Origin of the sequence: Nocardia sp. FBN12 (assembly GCF_050320175.1) — a bacterium.
Lineage (GTDB): Bacteria > Actinomycetota > Actinomycetes > Mycobacteriales > Mycobacteriaceae > Nocardia.
The window spans coordinates 4,177,108-4,196,954 of record NZ_CP190048.1 but is presented as its reverse complement, the minus strand read 5'-3'; the positions used below and the strand labels follow the sequence as shown (position 1 = coordinate 4,196,954).

The 19,847-nt window shown below is 69.2% G+C and carries 16 protein-coding genes; 7 read left to right on the top strand and 9 right to left on the bottom strand.

Features of this window, described 5'->3' with window-relative positions:
* Window positions 1-79: 79 nt before the first annotated feature.
* The 3 genes from ACQHI0_RS19975 to cofC all read right to left on the bottom strand — a co-directional run bounded on the left by ACQHI0_RS19975 (window position 80) and on the right by cofC (window position 3,930).
* Window positions 80-1,000: an NUDIX hydrolase gene (locus tag ACQHI0_RS19975; protein ID WP_427903374.1), complete on the bottom strand. Its 921-nt coding sequence runs from the start codon at window positions 998-1,000 to the stop codon at window positions 80-82.
* Window positions 1,001-1,017: 17 nt separating this feature from the next.
* Entirely contained in the window at window positions 1,018-3,186 is a 2,169-nt protein-coding gene (locus tag ACQHI0_RS19970; protein ID WP_427903373.1) for an RNA degradosome polyphosphate kinase, read from the bottom strand.
* Between the two features lie 72 nt (window positions 3,187-3,258).
* The gene (gene cofC, locus ACQHI0_RS19965) at window positions 3,259-3,930 is read right to left on the bottom strand and encodes a 2-phospho-L-lactate guanylyltransferase (protein WP_427903372.1); all 672 of its coding nucleotides are present in this window, start codon (window positions 3,928-3,930) and stop codon (window positions 3,259-3,261) included.
* A gap of 31 nt (window positions 3,931-3,961) precedes the next feature.
* Here cofC and ACQHI0_RS19960 point away from each other — a divergent pair, with 31 nt between their 5' ends.
* Both ACQHI0_RS19960 and ACQHI0_RS19955 read left to right on the top strand, forming a co-directional pair.
* Window positions 3,962-4,957 carry an NAD(P)H-dependent glycerol-3-phosphate dehydrogenase gene (locus tag ACQHI0_RS19960; RefSeq protein WP_427903371.1) on the top strand — a complete coding sequence of 332 codons (996 nt, stop codon included), beginning with the start codon at window positions 3,962-3,964 and terminating at the stop codon, window positions 4,955-4,957.
* A 44-nt stretch (window positions 4,958-5,001) separates the two neighbouring features.
* Window positions 5,002-6,093, top strand: coding sequence for a D-alanine--D-alanine ligase family protein (locus tag ACQHI0_RS19955; RefSeq protein WP_427903370.1), 1,092 nt, complete (start codon window positions 5,002-5,004; stop codon window positions 6,091-6,093).
* A 66-nt stretch (window positions 6,094-6,159) separates the two neighbouring features.
* Here the strand turns inward: ACQHI0_RS19955 and ACQHI0_RS19950 are convergent, their stop codons facing one another.
* Window positions 6,160-6,924 (bottom strand): DUF3515 domain-containing protein, encoded by a 765-nt coding sequence (locus tag ACQHI0_RS19950; RefSeq protein WP_427903369.1) that lies wholly within the window; start codon window positions 6,922-6,924, stop codon window positions 6,160-6,162.
* 119 nt (window positions 6,925-7,043) lie between these two features.
* On the opposite strand from ACQHI0_RS19950, the gene ACQHI0_RS19945 reads away from it, so the two are divergent.
* Genes ACQHI0_RS19945 through ACQHI0_RS19935 form a run of 3 tightly spaced genes read left to right on the top strand, consistent with a single transcriptional unit; the run spans window position 7,044 to window position 9,044 of the window.
* On the top strand, window positions 7,044-8,048 hold the full coding sequence (locus ACQHI0_RS19945; RefSeq protein ID WP_427909233.1) for a thiamine-phosphate kinase: 1,005 nt from the start codon (window positions 7,044-7,046) through the stop codon (window positions 8,046-8,048).
* An 11-nt stretch (window positions 8,049-8,059) separates the two neighbouring features.
* Entirely contained in the window at window positions 8,060-8,743 is a 684-nt protein-coding gene (locus ACQHI0_RS19940; RefSeq protein WP_427903368.1) for a uracil-DNA glycosylase, read from the top strand.
* Window positions 8,744-8,792: 49 nt separating this feature from the next.
* Entirely contained in the window at window positions 8,793-9,044 is a 252-nt protein-coding gene (locus tag ACQHI0_RS19935; protein ID WP_427903367.1) for a hypothetical protein, read from the top strand.
* A gap of 179 nt (window positions 9,045-9,223) precedes the next feature.
* Here the strand turns inward: ACQHI0_RS19935 and ACQHI0_RS19930 are convergent, their stop codons facing one another.
* From ACQHI0_RS19930 to rpmB, 3 genes are all read right to left on the bottom strand, one after another.
* The gene (locus ACQHI0_RS19930) at window positions 9,224-10,012 is read right to left on the bottom strand and encodes an enoyl-CoA hydratase/isomerase family protein (RefSeq protein WP_427903366.1); all 789 of its coding nucleotides are present in this window, start codon (window positions 10,010-10,012) and stop codon (window positions 9,224-9,226) included.
* Window positions 10,013-10,165: 153 nt separating this feature from the next.
* A complete protein-coding gene (locus ACQHI0_RS19925; RefSeq protein ID WP_427903365.1) occupies window positions 10,166-10,669 on the bottom strand; it encodes a GNAT family N-acetyltransferase in 504 nt (167 codons plus the stop codon).
* 99 nt (window positions 10,670-10,768) lie between these two features.
* The gene (gene rpmB / locus ACQHI0_RS19920) at window positions 10,769-10,960 is read right to left on the bottom strand and encodes a 50S ribosomal protein L28 (protein ID WP_011210730.1); all 192 of its coding nucleotides are present in this window, start codon (window positions 10,958-10,960) and stop codon (window positions 10,769-10,771) included.
* Between the two features lie 373 nt (window positions 10,961-11,333).
* Here rpmB and ACQHI0_RS19915 point away from each other — a divergent pair, with 373 nt between their 5' ends.
* Both ACQHI0_RS19915 and recG read left to right on the top strand, forming a co-directional pair.
* Entirely contained in the window at window positions 11,334-13,361 is a 2,028-nt protein-coding gene (locus tag ACQHI0_RS19915) for a DAK2 domain-containing protein (protein WP_427903364.1), read from the top strand.
* A complete protein-coding gene (recG, locus tag ACQHI0_RS19910; protein WP_427903363.1) occupies window positions 13,362-15,620 on the top strand; it encodes an ATP-dependent DNA helicase RecG in 2,259 nt (752 codons plus the stop codon).
* 28 nt (window positions 15,621-15,648) lie between these two features.
* Here the strand turns inward: recG and ACQHI0_RS19905 are convergent, their stop codons facing one another.
* The gene (locus ACQHI0_RS19905) at window positions 15,649-17,109 is read right to left on the bottom strand and encodes a short-chain fatty acyl-CoA regulator family protein (RefSeq protein WP_427903362.1); all 1,461 of its coding nucleotides are present in this window, start codon (window positions 17,107-17,109) and stop codon (window positions 15,649-15,651) included.
* 341 nt (window positions 17,110-17,450) lie between these two features.
* Complete coding sequence (gene metE, locus ACQHI0_RS19900; protein WP_427909232.1) at window positions 17,451-19,721, bottom strand: 5-methyltetrahydropteroyltriglutamate--homocysteine S-methyltransferase; 2,271 nt, start codon at window positions 19,719-19,721, stop codon at window positions 17,451-17,453.
* Between the last annotated feature and the right edge of the window lie 126 nt (window positions 19,722-19,847).

Sequence of the window (19,847 nt, the reverse complement as noted above, 5' to 3'; positions counted from 1 at the left end):
CCGCATCACCCACCACTGGACCGAGAACGGCCCCGGGAACCCGGGGCCGTTTCGGCTGTTTCGCGCTTGTGCGCGTGACCTAGGTGGTGACGATTGCCGTCGACAGCGAGCGGTCCATATGGTCCGCGGCGACTAATCGGTCCCCAACGAACGACAATGCCCAGACGCTGCCCTTGCGATTGCGCGCCGAGGGCAGCGTGAGGCCACCACGCTCGGCGAGCCACTGTGTGAGATCGGGAATCACCCCACCCTGACTACACACCACCGGCACCCCCCGACCGGTAACCAACGACAGAAATCGTTGCCGCGCCGTGCCTTTCGCTGAATCGTAACCTTTCTCGGAAAACATTGGCTCGCAATTGATTTCGGCGCCGAGCTGTTCTGCCAACGGGGTCACGGTTTGGACGCAGCGCAGTGGATCGGCGGAATAGATCTCGGATGCGCCGAACGCCAACAGATTCGGCGTCAATCCCTTCGCCTGCTGTTCCCCGGCGGCCTCGAGCGGTCGCAAGTCGTCGGGTCCGTCGAAGCGGTGACGCTTGCCTGCCTTGGCATGGCGTACCAGCAGCACGGTGTCGGTGCGGGCGGGCAGCCGGGCGAAGATCCGGACGATCTGGCGGTCCATCGGATACGACAGCTGGTCCATCACCTGTGCCAGCGGGAACCAGCGCAACTGGTCGACTTCGTCGTTGACGGCGAAGTCACCGTCGGCGGCCTCGGCGGCCCAGTAGTCGACCCGCTTGAGCTGGCGGTGGCCCGGGATCGGATAGGTGACGTGGCCGAGATAGCGCCCCAGCGTGCAAGGCAGGCCGGTTTCCTCGCCTACCTCGCGCACTGCCGCGACCACGGGCGTCTCGCCGGGGTCGAGCTTGCCTTTCGGCAGCGACCAGTCACCGTATTTCGGCCGGTGGATCACGGCGATCTCCACGCCCTCGGCTCCGTCTCGCCACAGAACCGCGCCTGCCGCATGGATATTGGGCCGTACCCGTGGATCGCGCATCGCCGCGTCCTTACCGCTCACGGCTGGTCGGGGCGACGCCGACGCATGAGGAACGCCTGGTGATCACGCACCTGGGCTGCCTCGCCATCGGCCGGACTCGCCTGCCAGGTCCCGTCCGGGAGCAGAATCCAGCAGCGAGTCGCCGGATCGAGCGCGGAATCGAACACCTGCGCGAGCTGTGCGACGAGTTTGGGATCTTTCACCTGCACCATCACTTCGACGCGACGGTCGAGATTGCGGTGCATCATGTCGGCGCTGCCGATCCAGGTCTGTTGCTGCGCACCGAATTCCATCACCCGGGAGTGCTCGAGGAACCGGCCGAGGATCGAGCGCACCTCGATGTTCTCGCTCAGGCCGGGCACGCCCGCGCGCAGGCCGCAGATGCCGCGCACCACGATCTGCACCGGCACGCCCGCCTGGGACGCGCGATAGAGGCCGTCGATGATCTGTTCGTCGACGATCGCGTTGGCCTTGATTCGGATCCGCGCGGCCGAACCCTGTGCGGCCAGCTCGATTTCGCGATCGATCCGCTCGATGATGCCCGCGCGCACACCGAGGGGCGCGACCATCAGGTTGCGGTAGTCCTCCTTGCGGGAGTATCCGGTCAGCGAATTGAACAGGTCGGTGAGGTCGGCGCCGATTTCCGGTGCCGCGGTGAACAACCCGACGTCCTCGTACAGGCGCGCGGTCTTCGGGTTGTAGTTGCCGGTGCCGATGTGGCAGTAGCGCCGGATCGTGGAACCTTCGCGGCGCACCACCAGGCAGGTCTTGCAGTGGGTCTTCAAGCCGACCAGCCCGTAGACCACGTGCACGCCCGCCTGTTCCAGCTCGCGCGCCCACTTGATGTTGGCCTGCTCGTCGAAGCGGGCCTTGATCTCCACCAGCGCGACGACCTGCTTGCCCGCCTCGGCGGCGTCGATCAGCGAGTTGATGATGGGGGAGTCGCCGGAGGTGCGGTAGAGGGTCTGCTTGATCGCGAGCACCTGCGGGTCGGCCGCGGCCTGTTCGATGAAGCGCTGCACGCTCGTGGAGAAGGAGTCGTAGGGGTGGTGCACCAGCACGTCGCCCTCGCGCAGCGCGGTGAAGACATTGCGCGGGGTCTCGCGCTCACCGAAGGCCGCCGGGGTGGCCGGAACGTAGGGCGCGTCCTTGAGTTCGGGCCGGTCGACGCCGTAGACCTGCCACAGGCAGGACAGGTCGAGCAGGCCGGGCACCTGGATCACGTCGGCGGGGTCGACCTCGAGCTCACGTAATAGGAGCTCCAGCATGTGCTCGGTCATGTCGTCGGAGACCTCGAGGCGCACCGGCTTGCCGAAACGGCGGCGCGCGAGTTCGCGCTCCATCGCCTGCAGCAGGTCTTCGTCACGGTCCTCGTCGACCTCGAAATCGGCGTTGCGGGTGATCCGGAACGAATGTGTCTCCACCACACTCAGGCCGGGGAACAGCAGGTCGAGGTGGGCGGCGATGAGGTCTTCCATCGGCAGGAACGCCGCGATCGCCGACGGCGCGCCGGTGCGGCGCACGCGCACGAAGCGGTCGACGTTGTCGGGCACCTTCACGCGGGCGAAGTGCTCGCCGCCGGTGCCGATGTCGCGCACGGTCACGGCGAGGTTGAGGCTCAGACCGGAGATGTAGGGGAACGGGTGCGCCGGGTCGACGGCGAGCGGAGTGAGGACCGGAAAGACCTGATCGGTGAAGTAGCTCGAAAGGCGTTGGCGCTCATCGTCGTCGAGGTTGCTCCAGCCGATGATGTCGATGCCCTCGGCGGCCAGGGCGGGGTTCACGTCGTCGATGAAGACGCGGGCGTGGCGATCGGCCAGCTCCTGGGCGCGGGCGGTGATCATCTCCAGCTGCTCCGACGGTGAGCGACCGTCGGCCGAGCGCACCGAGAGACCGGTTTCGGCACGGCGTTTCAAACCGGCGACGCGCACCATATAGAACTCGTCGAGATTGGACGCGAAGATCGCGAGGAACTTGGCCCGCTCCAGCAACGGCAGCGAGGCGTCCTCGGCGAGGGCGAGAACGCGGGCGTTGAAGTCGAGCCAGCTCAGTTCGCGGTTGAGGTAGCGATCTCGGGGCAATCGCTGCGTGCTCGCGTCACCGCCCGAGGTGATGGCGGCCGCGGGTGGCGGGGAAATCGGGGGCAGCTGCTTGATGGTTTCCGTATCGCTCACGAGATCAATCATCCCTCGAGGAAGGGGCCTTGCGCATCACGACATCGCACGATTCGTCCCTTTCCCGGCGAGGGTGGCGATCGGCTAGCACACGGTGCGAACGGGATCACTTCTGTGCGATGAGAATCCGAATTCACGCAGGGTCGATGTGGTGAATTCGCCGACTCCCAGCGTGCGGACGGCATCGAGATCCTCGGGGGTGTCGACGTCGCAGCGCAGGCCAGGCCAGTGCCCGGACAGTGGCACGGCACCGGCCGCCCGGTGTGCGCGCGCGGAATCGGCGCCGAAGCGAGGCGACAGCGGTGCGATGGTGTCGCGGACCAGCAATGCGGCGGTGCCGGTGCCCGTGTGATCGATCACCACCGAGCGAGTACCGACGGCGACGGCGAGCACGTCGGCCAATTCGGCCGTGCGCAGGGCGGGCAGATCGGCCTGGAGGGCGAGCAGGTGGGTGGGTCCGTGGCGATCGCGCACATCGCGAGCACCCGCGGCCAGTGCCGTGTTGAGTGGATCGTCGCCTGCGGGCGGTTCATCGATCACGTGCGCGCCGAGCTCGCGGGCTCGGGCGGCGACCAGCGGGTCGGGGGTGACCACGGTCAGCGACGACACCTCGGGCACGGCGGTGGCGGCCACGACGGTATCGGTGAACATGGCCAGCACGAGCTGGGCGCGTTGCTCGGTGCTCAGCTCGCTCGCGAGCCTGCTCTTGGCCCGGTCGATGTGTTTGACCGCCATCACGGCGTGCACGGTGTGCATGGCTTCGATCCTTGCATGGCATATTGGGCTGATGACGAGGGCGGCGGTAATGGGTGCGGGGTCGTGGGGTACTGCGTTCGCGAAGGTGTTGGCCGAGGCGGGGACCGACGTCACGATCTGGGCCAGACGGGCCGAGGTGGCGCAGGCGCTCGACACCGAGCATCGCAATCCGTTCTACCTGCCCGGCGTGCAGTTGCCGCCGGTGCGGGGGACCGACGATCACCGGGTCGCGCTGGACGGGGCGGATCTGGTGGTGCTCGCGGTGCCGTCGCAGTCGTTGCGGGCGAATCTGGATCTGTGGAAGGGCGATATCGGCGCCGATGCCACCTTGCTGAGTCTGGCCAAGGGGATCGAGACCGGGTCGCTGCTGCGGATGAGTCAGGTGATCGCGGAGGTCACCGGGGCCGAGCCGAGCCGGATCGCGGTGCTGTCGGGTCCGAATCTGGCGCACGAGATCGTCGAACGCCAGCCCGCGGCGACGGTGATCGCGTGCACCGACACCGAGCGGGCCGGGGCAGCGCAGCGAGCGTGTGCCACCGGATATTTCCGGCCGTACACCAACACCGATGTGATCGGCTGTGAGATCGGTGGCGCGTGCAAGAACGTCATCGCGCTCGCGTGCGGTATCGCCTCGGGAATGGGTCTGGGCGACAACTCGGTCGCGAGCCTGATCACGCGCGGGCTCGCCGAGGTGATGCGGCTCGGCGTCGCGCTCGGGGCGCAACCGGTGACCTTGGCCGGGCTCGCGGGCGTCGGCGATCTGGTGGCTACCTGTACCTCGCCGTTGTCGCGCAACCGGTCCTTCGGGTATGTGCTCGGCGCGGGCGGCTCGATGGCCGCCGCTCAGGAGGCGACCAATGGGCAGGTGGCCGAAGGTGTGAAGTCGTGCACATCGGTGCGGGCCCTTGCCGCCGAGCACGGGGTGGAGATGCCGCTCACCGACGCGGTGCACAAGGTGTGTCATGAGGGGCTATCGGTGAGCGAGGCGGTCGGCAGCCTGCTCGGCAGGCGGATCAAGCCCGAATAAGGGCGATAGCGCCACAGCGGCGCGAACCTACTACGGTGACGTTCATGACGGAACGGATCAGGGTAGCTGTGGTGTTCGGCGGGCGCAGCAGCGAGCACGCCGTCTCGTGTGTGTCGGCGAGCAGTGTGCTGCGCAACCTCGATCCGGCGCGCTACGAGGTGGTGCCGATCGGCATCACCCCCGCCGGTGGCTGGGTGCTGGCCGACGGGATCGGCGAGCTGGCGCTGAGTCACGGTGTGCAGCCGCAGGTCGACGCGTCGGGGACGGCCCTCACGCTGGCCGCTGACCCCAGCCGCTCCGGTGCGCTGGTCGCGCTCGACTCGCACGCGGTGCTGGGCAATGTTGACGTGGTGTTCCCGATCCTGCACGGGCCCTTCGGCGAGGACGGCACGCTCCAGGGCATGCTCGAACTCGCCGGGATCCCGTATGTCGGTGCGGGCGTTCTCGCCAGTGCGGCGGGGATGGACAAGGAGTTCACCAAGAAATTGCTGGCGGCCGAGAACCTGCCCGTCGGCGTGCAGGTTGTGCTGCGGCCGGGTGTCGAAACCCTGCCGGCGGCCGACCGCACTCGGATCGGGCTGCCCGCCTTCGTGAAGCCCGCGCGCGGTGGTTCCTCGATCGGCATCACCAAGATCACCGACTGGGCCGATCTCCCCGCGGCTATCGCCGCCGCCCGTGCGCACGACCCGAAGGTGATCGTCGAAGCGGGCATCGTGGGACGCGAAGTCGAGTGTGGCGTACTGGAATTCGCCGACGGCGCGGTGCGCGGCAGCGTCGTCTCCGAGATCCGGATGCCCGATGCCGACACGGCAGCGCCCGAGTTCTACGACTTCGCCACCAAATACCTCGACGACGTGTGCGAATTCGATGTGCCCGCCAAGCTCGACGACGATGTCGCCGACGAGATCCGGGAGCTTTCGGTGCGGGCGTTCCGCGCGCTGGACTGCCAGGGGCTGGCACGGGTCGACTTCTTCGTCACCGAGAACGGTCCGGTGATCAACGAGATCAACACGATGCCCGGCTTCACGCCGATCTCGCAGTACCCGCGGATGTGGGAAGCCACCGGGATCGACTACCCGACGCTGGTGTCGACGCTGATCGAGACCGCCGTCGCACGCGGGACCGGGCTGCGCTAGTTCTGTTCTGCGGTAAGGCTTTCGGCGGGGTTGTGCTCGAAAGCCTTACGGCCCCAGGCTGTTAACTCAGAGTTCGCCCGGAGTCGGTTCGCGGGCAGGCAGATTCGCGTTGATGGTGTCGGAGACGGTCTGGACCGCGCTGGTGCCGGAGCCGTCGGGGACGGTCAGGGCGATATAGGTCTCGCGGTCGACGGCGAACCAAGTGCCGGTCTTGCCGACCTCGTCGCGGACCTGGAACCACTTCACGCCGTCGATCACGGTGAGCGGGGATGCGCGGTTGAATTCGAGGGGGCGGTCGAGGCCGCAGCGCAGCGTGATCGGGTCGCCGCCCTCGGGGAGCTGCCAGGCGCGGGTGGCCGGCGGGGCCGGCTCGACGAGGGTGGCCTTGGTGTAGTCGCCGAGCTCGGCGGGCAGGGCGGGGAGCAGGGCTTGGCAGGCGGGGCCGTCGGCGGCGGGGGCCGGGACGGGGCCGAGGGCGAGGGGTTCGCGTTCGACAGGGGCGCGCAGGGCGATGAAGGCGGCGACCAAGACGGCGACGATCAGGACGACGGGCAGGGCGACCGCGGTGGCGATGAGCGCGGGGGAGTGGTGTGTCTCGAGGTCGGCGTCGTCTGCTTCGGCATCGGGGTCTGCTTCGGCAGCGGGGCTCGCCTTCGCGATGTCGACGGTGGGATCCGCTGAAGTCGGGGTGTTCCCGGTGGACGCCGCCTCGTCGCCTGACGCGTCGGTGTCGGCCGGTGTCTGCTCGCCGATCGACGGTTTCGCGTCGGTGGTGGCGGTGTCCTCGGGGGTGGTCGCCTCGTCGCGATCCTCCGGTGTCGAGTCCGCCATAGCTGTGTGGTCCTTCCGTTCGCGGGTTCGCCTGCACCGTCGGTGGTGCCCGATCGCCTCCGAAAGGGTACCGTCGGGGCGATTTCGTCGGTCAGCAGCACAGTGGGAAGGGGTCGGCCATCAGCGAGGACAGCCGTCCGCAGACGGTGCGTGAGCTGGGCGAATTCGCCTTGATCGACCGTATCAACGCCGGTCGGGAGCAGGCCGCGCACGTGCTGCTCGGACCCGGTGACGACGCCGCGCTGATCGCCGCGCCCGACGGGCGGTTCGTGGTGAGCACCGACATGCTCGTCGAAGGCAGGCACTTCCGGCTCGACTGGTCCTCGCCCGTCGACATCGGCCGCAAGGCCATCGCGCAGAACGCCGCCGACGTGGTGGCGATGGGGGCGCGGCCGACGGCGTTCGTGGTCGCGCTCGGCTGCCCGGCCGACACCCCCGTGCCGGTGGTCGAGGGGATCGCCGACGGGATGTGGATCGAGGCGAGCCGCGCCGGGGGGTCGATCGCGGGCGGCGATCTGGTGCACAGCGAACAGCTGGTCGTCTCGGTGACCGCGTTCGGCGATCTGGGCGGGCAGTCCGCGATCACTCGATCCGGTGCGATGGTCGGCGACATCGTCGCGGTGGCAGGCGAACTCGGCTGGTCCGGTGCCGGGCTGGCCGTATTGACCGGGGACGCGGACCTCGCCGATCCCGAGTTCACCTATGCCCTTGCGACACATCGTGTTCCGCAGCCGCCCTACGCGGCGGTGATCGACGCGTTCGGCACGCACACCCCGACCGCGCTCACCGACATCTCCGACGGATTGCTCGCCGACCTCGGACATCTCGCCACCGCCTCGAAGGTCGCGATCGATGTCCACAGCTCGGCGCTGTCCGATCCCGGACTCTCCGCAGTCGCGAAGCTGCTCGATGCCGATGCCGCGCAATGGATTCTGGCCGGGGGCGAGGACCACGCCTTCGCCGGAACCTGGTCTGCCGACATCGCGCTACCGGCGGGCTGGCGGCCGATCGGCGTCGTCACCGCAGGCAGTGGCGTCACGGTCGACGGCATCGCACCCACCGGCGGCACCGGCTGGGAATCGTTCCGTGGGGCGGACGCCACGCTCACCGGCGACGAACGATAGGTTGTGCGGTCATGGGTGCCAAACCACTGTCGGAGATCATCGATCCGGGCTGGGCCCGGGCACTGGAGCCGGTCACTGACCGCATCAGCGAAATGGGCGAGTTCCTACGCGAGGAGAACGCGGCAGGCCGCGGCTATCTTCCCGAAGGGGAGAACGTGCTGCGTGCGTTCGGGCGCCCGTTCGACAAGGTGCGCGTGCTCATCGTCGGCCAGGATCCCTACCCGACGCCCGGCCACGCGATGGGGCTGAGTTTCTCTGTGACACCGCAGGTTTCGCCCGTCCCGCGCAGCCTGTCCAACATCTTCGCCGAATACTGCAAGGACCTCGGCTTCGATACGCCGACCTGTGGCGACCTGAGCCCCTGGTCGGATCAGGGTGTGCTGCTGCTGAACCGGGTCCTCACCGTCACCCCCGGCGCGCCCGCCTCGCATCGCGGCAAAGGCTGGGAAGCGGTCACCGAGCAGGCGATCCGGGCGCTGGTCGCGCGCGACGAGCCGCTCGTGGCCGTGCTGTGGGGCAACGACGCGCGTTCGCTCAAGCCCACCCTCGTCGACGCCGAGGTGCCCTATGTCGAATCGGCGCACCCCTCACCACTTTCCGCCTCGCGCGGGTTCTTCGGTTCACGACCGTTCTCCCGGGTCAACGAACTGCTCGACGAACTCGGCGCCGACCCCGTCGACTGGCGGCTGCCCTGACCCGGGGCGTCGCCCGCACCAGAAGAGAATGATGAAGGAGCACAACCCGATGCACATCTCCACCGTTCGCGCTGCCCTCGCGACCGCCGCCGTCGCCGCCGCCATTACCGCGGGCGCGGGCTCGGCTTCCGCCGCTGGCCTGCAGCTCGAGCCCTACAACGAGCAGGCCGCCCCGGTGGCCACCACCCAGGTCGGCGAGGAATGGACCTCCACCGGCACCTCCACGATTTCCTCGGGCGTGAACGCGAAGGTGACCTGCCTCCTGCAGAACACCTTCAGCGCCCTCGGCGCAGCGTGTTAAAGCGGCTGGCACCGCTGGGTTTTCGGCCCTGATTACCTCGCATCCGAGAGCGATACTGCGCCTTCGGCGTTCCGTCTCGCCCTTCGGATGCGAGGCGGCCGAAAACCCGTGGTGGCTGGCTTTCCTGCGTGGCGCGGTCGCGTCAGGTGGGTCAGTTCACTCGCGGGAGTGGGTGACTCTTAAGTGAGGCCCACGTAGTTCGGTTTTCTCTTGGCTACGAAGGCATCTACGCCTTCTTGGCCCGTTTTGCTGTCGGCGGCGGCTGAGATGCTGTCGCGTTCGGCGTCGAGCTGCTGGTCCAGGATCGCCGTGGGCGACTGGGCCAGCAGTTTTTTCATGGCCGCGTAGGTGGCGCGGGGGCCGTTGACGAAGGTTTGCGCTACGCGCAGGGCTTCGGCGCGGATGTCGTCGTCGGCGACTGTGCGGCTCAGGATGCCGAGGCGGACGGCTTCTTCGGCGTCGATGACGGCGTCGGTGAGCAGGATCTCGGTGGCGCGGCTCAGGCCGACGATGCGGGGGAGCAGCCAGGACATGCCGCCGTCGGGCGACAAGCCGATGCCGGGGTAGGCGGGGCGCAGTTTCGTCGACGGGCCGCCGATCGCGATGTCGGCGCCGCAGACCAGGCTCATGCCCGCGCCCGCCGCCCAGCCCTGTACGGCGGCGACCACGGGGACGGGGGCATCCGCCAGTGCGCGGACGAAATCGTGGAGCTCGTCGGCCAGCTGGTGCAGGTAGGCACCGCGGTCATCGGACGCGGCGAAATTGCGGACGTTGCCGCCCGCGCAGAAGTTCGCGCCCGCGCCGGTGAGCAGCACGGCGCCGACCGATGGGTCGAGTGCGCGCAGGGCCGCGGTGCCCGCGTTGATCAGATCGAAATCCATCGAGGTGCCCGCGGCGGAGGTGGCGATGGTCAGTTGGAGCACGCCGTCGATGATCTCGGCGGCGGGGACCGGTTCGGTGGTACTCATGGGCGTCACCCTAATCGGCGCCGTTCCCGGTCGTCACGCTCGGGCGAACCCCTTCGCCGTCATCGGGTTCGCTGCGGAGATCCACACGGCGAGAAGTACTACCTCGTGGGCCCGGTGTTCGGCGCAGAGCCGCGAACGGACCGTGCCTTGGCTTCAGCGGCGAGCGCGGCGCCACAACTGTTCGGGGAGCAGGGTGAAGGGGTCGGTGCGGCGGATGCCCGTGTCGGTGAAGCCGTGTCTGCGGTAGAAGGCGTGGGCGCGCGGATAGTCGGCGAAGACCCAGAGGGTGCACGGCGAGCCTGGCACGGCCGCGTCGATCAGCGCGTCGGCGACGCCGGTACCGTGCCAGGCGCTGCGAACGTAGAGCGCTTCGAGTTCGGCTTCGGTGGACGCGGGCAGGCCGGCCTCGGGGTGGCGAGCCGAGTTCGTCCCAGCGGCGAAGCCGATCAGCCGGTCGCCGGCCAGCGCGACCGGCAGCTGGTGGCGGCCGCCTGCCCGGCGACGTTCCCAGGTGATCGCGGAGCGTTCGAGGTCGAAGCCGTCGAGGATGTGCGCGGGAACGAGAGTCCCGTAGGCCTCGCGCCAGCTGGCGATGTGACAGGCGGCGAGTTCGGTGACCCGGGTCGCGGTCAGCGGTGCGATCCGCCAGTCAGCCACGACGAGTCCGGACGAGGAGGCCGGGCCGTGGTACGACAAAGCCCCGGATCACCCACGAAGGGTGCCGGGGCACTGTCGGCAGAATGTACGGGCTGAAAATCAGCCGCGGACGACCTTGCCCGCCTTCAGGCAGGAGGTGCACACGTTCATCCGGCGGGTGTTGCCAGGGGCAACCTGCGCACGCACGGTCTGGATGTTCGGGTTCCAGCGACGGTTGGTGCGCCGGTGCGAGTGCGAGACCGACTTCCCGAAACCGGGGCCCTTGGCGCAGACGTCGCAAACGGCAGCCATGTCGCGAGCTCCTTCATGTCATAAGCGGCCAGCGGCGCACGAATGCCCGCTGAACCGGAAACTGATGTCGTCAAATGCCTTGCCGACTGACGTCGGCCAGCGCAGACCCACGTGGGCCGCACGAGGCAACCCTGCAAGACTAGCGGGCCGGGCCTCGAAGTTCCAAACCGGGTATCCCGGTCGAATCGCCGAGCACAGCCCGGATGAGGGCCCGTCCGAGGTCAGCGTACCGCTGCCCGCGCCCGGCCGTGCGCGGGGCTGTGGACGCTCGGCGGCGGCGCTCAGTGAGGCGCGGTCGGTCGCTGCCGCTAACCTGGCGTGCGTGCTCGGCGCGCGGGCACGTAGAACGGGGAGCGAGGTGGCGGTGGCGCACGTGCGGGAGTCTCTCGACGGCCCCGACCTGCTGGTCTGGGCACGCAATTGCCGCGCCGACCTAGAACTGCGCCGTGCCGAGATCGACGCACTCAACGTCTTCCCCATCGCCGACTCCGACACCGGCACCAACCTCCTCGCCACCATGCGAGCGGCCGTCGCGGCCGCGGACCGGGCGGTGCTGGATGTCCGATCCGCCGCTGTCGGCGTCCCCGAAAGGCAGGAAGCCCTCGGCACTGTCGAGGGGGAGTTGTCGAGCCTCGCCGCCCGCGACGAACCCTGTGCCGACGATCACAGCGGGGGTGTCGGCAGGCCTTCGCCGCACCTCATCGCCCAGGCCCTGGCGCGCGGCGCGACGGTGGGCGCGCGCGGGAACTCGGGGATCATCCTGTCGCAGGTGCTGCGCGGGATCGCCGAGGCCGTCGTCGCCGGTCCGTTGACCGGGGAGCGGCTGCAGGTGGCCCTGCGGCGGTCGGCGGTGCTCGTGCGAACCGGGCTCAGTGCCCCGGTCGAGGGCACGATCCTGACAGTTCTCGATCGTGCCGCGGTGGCGGCCGCCGAGTCCACCGATCAGTCCCTCGTGACTGTCGCCCGATCCGCCGCCGCCGGTGCCGCACGCGCCCTGAGCGAGACACCGGCACAGCTGGGCGTGCTGCGCGCGGCCGGAGTCGTCGACGCGGGGGCGCGCGGGCTGCTGGTGCTGCTCGACTGCCTCGTGGCCGAAGTCTGCGGTGTCGCACCCCATCGCGTCAGGTACACCAGGGGTGAACGAGCCGACCACGGCCCACACCGGCACCCCGACGACCAGAACAGCCGAGCTGGCGAGCCTGCCGCCGGCACCGCGGGCAGTACAGCTGACGAACAATCGCGCCCGTCGCGGGGTGACCAGGACCGCAGGCATCCCGACTTCGGTGACGACCACGATCGCCGGGATCAGGCGGCCGATCCGCATTTCGAGGTCATGTACGTGATCTCCGGCACCGATGACGCCGCCGCCGGTGGGCTGCGGGATCGGCTGGCCGTGCTCGGCGACTCGGTGGTGGTGGTCGGTGACGGTGACAGCACCTGGTCCGCCCATGTGCACTGCCGTGACGCGGGGGCCGCGATCGAGGCCGGGCTCGCGGTAGGGCCCGTGACCGCGATCCGAATCGAGAGTTTCGCGGTGACCGCGACACTCGGCGGCCACCACGAGCTCCGCGTCGACGGCCTCGCCACACATCACACGCAGGGCCGGGACGGCGCGCCCGACAACTCCGCGCCGTGCGAGCCGCACGCGCGCGGTGCCGGTGGTCGACCCGTGCGCCCCGTGGAACGAGATGCCGTGCCGGCGACCGGCGACGGGCGTGCAGGCCCGGCCGATCACGATGCCCGCGCGGACCGTGGTGTCCTCGCGGTGGCTGCCGGCGCTGCTGCCGCGCGCCTGTTCGAAGATGCCGGGGCGGTGGTGTTGCGGGAGGATCGGCAGGTCGATACGAGCACCCTGCTGCGGGCGATCCGCGCGATGCCGAATCGGGAAGTGCTGGTCTTGCCCAACGGGGCACTGCCCGCGCAGGAACTCGTCGCGGTCGGTGTGGCCGCGCGTGACGGGTCGCGCGATGTGTTGTTGCTGCCGAGCGCGTCGATGGTGCAGGGACTCGCGGCGCTGGCCGTGCACGATCGGGGGCGGATCGCGGTGGATGACGCGTTCGCGATGTCGGAGGCGGCGGCGACCACCCGGTGGGGTGCGTTGCGGGCGGCACGGGTGCGGGCCCTGACCATGGTCGGAATGTGTTCCCCTGGTGACGGATTGGGCCTGGTCGGGCACGATGTGGTGGTGATCGACCCCGATGTGGTCGGCGCGGGACGCATCCTGCTCGACCGGATGCTCGGTCTCGGTGGGGAATTGGTGACATTGCTGATGGGCGCCGACGCGGGGCCCGAGCTGGCGCAGGTGCTCGCCGATCACGTGACGGCCGGTTTCCCCGGCGTCGAGGTGGTCGTGTATTCCGGTGGACAGCAAGCGGATCTGGTGCAGATAGGGGTCGAGTAGATGGCGACGTTGAGTGACCGGCTCGACCACGTGCTCGGCGTCAAGGCGGCCGACCGGCTGACCGAGGCGTTCGACATGACCACCGTCGAGGATCTGTTGCGTCACTATCCGGTGCGCTACGCCACCCAGGGGCAGCCGCTCACCGAGGAGGAACCCGAGGAGGGCGCGCACATCACCGTGATCGGACGGATCACGAAAACCGAACTGCGCCCGATGAAGAACCGCCGCGGCTCCCTGTTGAAGGTGCAGCTCGACACCGGTGCGCAGCGCCCGCTGGAGGCGACCTTCTTCAACGGTGACAAAGTGCGCTATCTGGTGAAAGAAGGTGTGCGAGCGATGATGTCGGGCACCGTCCACTGGTGGCGCCCCGACCGCTGGAACCTCTCGCACCCCGACTACCTGATCCTGCCCGACAAGGCGGAAGCCGGCGTGGAGGAACTCACCTCCGTGCGCGGCAGCGGTGCCCTGCGCGGCCTGGCGCAGAGCGCGAAAGGCGCTGGGGGCGTCGATGCCGCGTTCTTCGAGCGCGAATTCGTGCCCGTGTATCCGGCGACCGCGAAGGTGCAGAGCTGGGACCTGCTGGCCTGCATCCGGCAGGTGCTCGACCAGCTCGACCCCATCGAGGACCCGCTGCCCGCCGACCTGCGCGAGGAACGTCAACTGCTTCCGCTCGCGCAAGCGCTGCGCCTGATCCACCTGCCCGAGCACCAGCTCGACATCGAGAAGGCAAGGGACAGGCTCCGTTTCGACGAGGCGCTCGCGCTACAGCTCGTGCTGGCCGAGCGTCGCCACGAGGTAGAGGGCCGCACCGCCCCGGCCTGCCCACCCTCGGCGGACGGCATCGCCGCCGACTTCGACGAGCGCTTGCCGTTCGAACTCACCGAGGGCCAGCAGCAGGTGCTCGCGGAGATCTCGGAGGACCTCTCCCGCACCCGCCCGATGCACCGCCTGCTCCAGGGCGAGGTGGGCTCCGGCAAGACGATCGTCGCGCTGAACGCGATGCTGCAAGTGGTGGACTCGGGCCGCCAGTGCGCACTGCTCGCGCCGACCGAAGTCCTCGCGTCGCAACACTATCGGTCGTTGCGCGCGATGCTCGGTGACCTCGGTAACGCGGGCGAACTCGGTGCCGCCGAGAACTCGACCAAGGTCGTACTGCTCACCGGATCGATGTCGACGGCCGCGAAGAAGGCGGCGCTGCTGGACGCGATGACCGGCGAGGCGGGCATCGTCATCGGCACCCACGCCCTCATCCAGGATGCCGTCGAGTTCTACGACCTCGGCCTCGTCGTGGTCGACGAGCAACACCGCTTCGGGGTCGAGCAGCGAGACGCGTTGCGCGCCAAGGCGAAAGGCGGCATCAGCCCGCATCTGCTGGTGATGACCGCCACCCCGATCCCGCGCACCATCGCGATGACCACCCTCGGCGACCTCGAAACCTCCACGCTCACCCAGCTTCCCAAGGGTCGATCGCCGATCGTGTCGAAAGTCGTGCCACGCAAACTGCATCCGGGCTGGGTGGATCGGGCGTGGGAACGCATCGTCGAAGAGGTCGGCCAGGGCAGGCAGGCGTACGTGGTGTGCTCGCGCATCGGGGAGGATCCCGACGCGCCACCGGCCAAGGGCAAGAAGGCCGAGAAGGAAGGGCCGACCACCGCGGCCGCTGTCGAGATGTACGAGACGCTGGGCGCCGGTCCGCTGGCGGGGGTGCGGGTCGGCCTGTTGCACGGCAGGCTGCCGTCCGATGAAAAAGACCACGTGATGCGCCAATTCAATGACGGCACCATCGACGTGCTGGTCTGCACCACCGTGGTCGAGGTCGGTGTCGATGTACCGAACGCGACCGTCATGGTGATCGTCGACGCCGACCGGTTCGGCGTGAGCCAGCTGCATCAGCTGCGCGGTCGCATCGGCCGCGGCAAGCACCCCGGTCTGTGCCTGCTGGTCACCGATGCCGCGCCCGGCGGCACGGCGATGGCGCGCCTCGAGGCCGTCGCCGCGACCACCGACGGCTTCGAACTCTCGGTGCTCGACCTGCGTCAGCGCCGCGAAGGTGACGTCCTCGGCTCGGCCCAGTCCGGCACCGCCCGGTCGCTGCGCTTGCTCTCGCTCCTCGACGACCTCGAAGTGATCACCGCCGCACAGGAACTCGCCCGCCAGGTCGTCGCCGAGGACCCGGGTCTGGTGAAGCACCCGGGCTTGGCGGGCATGATGCACGCCGCCGTCGACGGCGAACGCATCGAATACCTCGCCAAATCCTGACCGCCGAACGAGCTCGGCGCCACAGCGGCTAGGCCGGCGCCGATCGCGTGACGGCGTTCGCGGTGGTGTGTGGCAACCGCGGATACGGCAGATCGGTGCTGGTGTGCTCGACCACGGCGAGCGGGCGCCCGATCTGCGGGAACGCGCGCTGCGGGCACGACGGCCGCTCGCACACCTTGCACCCCGCGCCGATCGGCACAGCCACCTGCGGATCGTCCACTTGCATTCCCTGCGAGTACACGAGCCGATCGGCGTATTCGATATCGCAGCCCAGCGCGACGACGAAGTTCTTCGACGCCGTCCCGAAGCCCTGCGCCGCGGCGGGGGTAGTGCGCGCGATCCAGAGGTAGCGACGCCCGTCGGGCATCTCCGAGATCTGGGTGAGGATGCGACCGGGATGGGCGAAGGCCTCGTGGGTCACCCACAGCGGGCAGCTGCCACCGACCCGCGAGAAGTGGAAAGCGGTGGCGGACTGGCGTTTCGAGATGTTGCCTGCCCGGTCGGTGCGGACGAGGAAGAACGGCACACCGCGCTGTCCCTGACGTTGCAGGGTGGCCAGCCGATGGCAGACCGTCTCGAAACCGACCTCGAAACGCAGGGCGAGCAGGTCGACGTCGTAGCGCAGTTCCTCGGCCGAACGCAGGAATCGCCCGTAGGGCAGGATCAGCGCGCCGGCGAAGTAGTTGGCCAGCCCGACCCGGGCCAGCGTGCGGGATTCGCCGGTGAGCGCCCGGGATTCGGCGAGCACGTTGTCGATCTCGCGGCCGTAGAGCAGCAGGCCCAACGTGGTCGCGATCTGGAAGGCCCGCTGCCCTGGACGCAGCCGCCTGGCCAGGGTGAGGGTGCGGGTGTCGGGGTCGTAGTGGCGTTTCGGGATGGCCGGGTCGGCGCCGTCGCCGCGCACCAGCACCGTGACGCCCGCGCGTTCCTCGGCGATCCTGGCCAGCTGACGATCCAGCGAGCCGATGCTCAGACCGGATTCCTCGAACAGCTGCTCGGCGGCGTGGTCGAGGGTCGCGATGTGGTTGCGGTGGTCGTAGAAGAAGTCGCGCACGTCCTCGTAGGGCATCGGTGCGCCCGGCGCGCCGGTTGGCGTGTCGACGCGCGAGGACAACAGGTCCAGCTGGTCGGTCGCCGCGCGCAGCCGTCGGTGCATCGCGATCACGATGCGCGCCACCTCGGGCAGCCTGGTGGCCAGTTCCTCGACCTCGGTGATCGGTGCGGTGTCGCCGCCGCCCGCGGCCTCCACCAGCACCTCGTGCAGGTCCGAGACCAGCCGCGCGTCGGAGTCGGCGGCGAAGAACTGCACGTCGAGGTCGAAGGTCGAGTTGAGTTTCAGCAGAACAGGAATGGTGAGCGGCCGCTGATCCCGCTCTAGCTGATTGAGATAGCTGGGTGAGAGGTCAAGCGACTTCGCTAGCGCTGCCTGGGTCATCCGCCGTTCTTCGCGCAGCCTTCGTAGCCTGGCCCCCGCGTACATCTTCCGCACGACGAAGATCCTAACGCGACTTGTTCGCAATATTCGCTGAAAGACGTGAATACTCGCGGAGATGTCCAGTGCTGCAAGGGATTTTACGCGACACTACTCGTGCGTAACGTGCGAAGAGTGCGCTGGTCGGGCACACCGGCTCCCCGGTGTGCCGGGCACATCGGGGAAATTCGCTGCCGTCACCTTCCGCTGGACGCCGCTCCCGAAAATACGCCTGTTCCAGCTGTTTCGGTAGAGATAGCGAACTCCTATCGGGCAAATCGCAGTCGGGAGTTCGCCCGACCCCCTCCCGGCACACACTGCCCCGAACGGACGCGAAGACCGCCGGGGCAGTGGTCAGGTCAGCGCAGGGTCGCCGCGGCTGCCACCAGGTTGCGCAGTGCCGCTTCGACCTCCACCGGGCCGCGGGTTTTGAGGCCGCAGTCGGGGTTCACCCAGAGGCGCTCGGCGGGAACCGCTTTCAACGCGGCCGACAGCGAGCGGGTGATCTCCTCGACCGACGGCACCCGCGGCGAGTGGATGTCGTAGACACCCGGCCCGACGCCGAGCGCGAAACCGGCCGCGTTCAGATCGTCGAGGACCTCCATGTGCGAGCGGGCCGCCTCGATCGAGGTGACATCGGCGTCAAGGCCCGCGATCGCCGAGATGACCTCGCCGAACTCCGAGTAGCACAGGTGCGTGTGCACCTGGGTGGTGTCGGCGACGCCCGCGGTGGCGAGGCGGAACGCGTCCACCGACCACCGCAGGTAAGCGGGCTGTTCGGCCGCCCGCAGCGGCAGCAGCTCGCGCAGGGCGGGCTCGTCGACCTGGATGATCCGCGCGCCCTGGGCTTCCAGGTCGACGGTCTCGTCCCGGATGGCGAGCGCGACCTGGCGGGCCGAGTCGCCCAGCGGCTGGTCGTCACGGACGAACGACCACGCCAGGATGGTCACGGGGCCGGTGAGCATGCCCTTGACCGGCTTGGTGGTCAGCGACTGGGCGTAGCCGATCCACGACAGCGTCATCGGTTCGGGCCGGGTGACGTCGCCGAACAGGATCGGCGGGCGCACGCAGCGGGTGCCGTAGGACTGCACCCAGCCCGCCTCGGTGACGGCGAAACCGTCGAGCAGTTCGGCGAAGTACTGCACCATGTCGTTGCGTTCCGGTTCGCCGTGCACCAGCACGTCGAGGCCGAGCGTCTCCTGCAGGGCGATCACGTCGGCGATCTCGGCCCGCATCCGCCGCACGTACTCGGCCTGGTCGATCTCGCCCTTGCGCAGTGCCGCGCGGGCCAGCCGGATGGTCGAGGTCTGCGGGTAGGAGCCGATGGTGGTGGTCGGCAGCACCGGCAGGTCGAGGTGATCGCGCTGCAGTGCGCGCCGCTCGTCGGCCGGGGAACGAGCCAGATCGTTCTCGTCGAGCGCGGCCGATCGGTCGCGGACCTGGGCGTTGTGCAGGCGCGGGTCGGTGCGGCGTGAGTCGGCGGCGGCGCGGGCCGCGGCCAGCTCGTCGGCGACGGCGTCGACGCCCGCGGTGAGGGCGGTCGCCAGGACGCGCACCTCGCCGACCTTCTCGGTGCCGAAGGCCAGCCACGAGCGCAGCCGCTCGTCGAGCCCGGTCTCCGAGGCCAGCGAATACGGCACATGCAGCAGCGAGCACGAACTCGACACGGCCACCGAGCCGGCGCTGCCGAGCAGGGTGCCCAGGGTGCCCAGGGCCGCGTCGGGGTCGGCGCGCCAGATGTTGCGCCCGTCGACCACACCCGCCACCACCAGTTTGCGAGCCAGGGCGGGCAGCGCGGCGACCGCCGAGACCTCGGTGCCCGCGGTGAAATCGAGAGCGACACCTTCGATCTCGGTCTCGGCCAGCACCGCCAGGGCGGCATCGGGGTGCCCGAAGTAGGTGGCGACCAGGATCGCGGGCCGGTGCGGCGCGGCCGACAGCGCGCTGTAGGTCTGGCCGACCAGGGCGAGCTCTGCGTCGCTGAGGTCGGTGACCAGCACCGGCTCATCGAGCTGCACCCACCGCGCGCCCGCGTCCGCCAGCTGGGCCAGCAGGTCCAGATACAGCGGCAGCAGTTCGGGTAGCCGCTCCAGCGCGGTCCCGGCGGCGGCCTTGGCCAGCTTCAGGAAGGTGATCGGACCGATCACTACCGGCCGCGCGGGCAGGCCCAGCTCGATCGCCTCGTCGAGTTCGGTCAGCAGCTTGCCCGGGTGCAGGGAAAAGGTGGTCGTCGCGTCGATTTCGGGTACCAGGTAGTGGTAATTGGTGTCGAACCACTTGGTCATCTCCAGCGGAGCGACCGTGCCGGTGCCGCGCGCGGCCGCGAAATACCGGTCGAGCGGGTCGGCGATCCCGGCGACGCGCGCAGGCAGGGCACCGAGCAGTTCGGCCGCATCGAGCATCTGGTCGTAGTAGGAGAAGGTGCCCACCGGCACCGAATCCAGTCCGGCCGCAGCTAGTTCGGTGAGTTGGTCGCGACGGAGCCGACGACCCACCGAATGCAGGTGCGCGGCGTCGGCGCGGCCCGCCCAGTAGGACTCGGTGGCGCGCTTGAGTTCCCGGTTCGGGCCGACGCGCGGTAGGCCGAGAACCGTTGCGGTGAACGGGGTGTGCGTAACAGTCACGGAGATTCTCCAGTGTCGTGCAGGGGGAGCCGTCGCCTTTTCGCGGGTACGCGCCACACCGCCGGAACCGGTCGTGAACACGACAGGCCGGCATTTCGGTGGTCCGCGCGCCCGATCCACGAGGCGGTGGCC

Excerpts from the sequence above, each read along its gene's own strand:
- ACQHI0_RS19975 (WP_427903374.1), bottom strand. The coding sequence starts at position 1,000 with ATGCGCGATCCACGGGTACGGCCCAATATCCATGCGGCAGGCGCGGTT.
- ACQHI0_RS19970 (WP_427903373.1), bottom strand. The coding sequence starts at position 3,186 with ATGATTGATCTCGTGAGCGATACGGAAACCATCAAGCAGCTGCCCCCG.
- cofC (WP_427903372.1), bottom strand. The coding sequence starts at position 3,930 with ATGCACACCGTGCACGCCGTGATGGCGGTCAAACACATCGACCGGGCC.
- ACQHI0_RS19960 (WP_427903371.1), top strand. The coding sequence starts at position 3,962 with ATGACGAGGGCGGCGGTAATGGGTGCGGGGTCGTGGGGTACTGCGTTC.
- ACQHI0_RS19955 (WP_427903370.1), top strand. The coding sequence starts at position 5,002 with ATGACGGAACGGATCAGGGTAGCTGTGGTGTTCGGCGGGCGCAGCAGC.
- ACQHI0_RS19950 (WP_427903369.1), bottom strand. The coding sequence starts at position 6,924 with ATGGCGGACTCGACACCGGAGGATCGCGACGAGGCGACCACCCCCGAG.
- ACQHI0_RS19940 (WP_427903368.1), top strand. The coding sequence starts at position 8,060 with ATGGGTGCCAAACCACTGTCGGAGATCATCGATCCGGGCTGGGCCCGG.
- ACQHI0_RS19935 (WP_427903367.1), top strand. The coding sequence starts at position 8,793 with ATGCACATCTCCACCGTTCGCGCTGCCCTCGCGACCGCCGCCGTCGCC.
- ACQHI0_RS19930 (WP_427903366.1), bottom strand. The coding sequence starts at position 10,012 with ATGAGTACCACCGAACCGGTCCCCGCCGCCGAGATCATCGACGGCGTG.
- rpmB (WP_011210730.1), bottom strand. The coding sequence starts at position 10,960 with ATGGCTGCCGTTTGCGACGTCTGCGCCAAGGGCCCCGGTTTCGGGAAG.
- recG (WP_427903363.1), top strand. The coding sequence starts at position 13,362 with ATGGCGACGTTGAGTGACCGGCTCGACCACGTGCTCGGCGTCAAGGCG.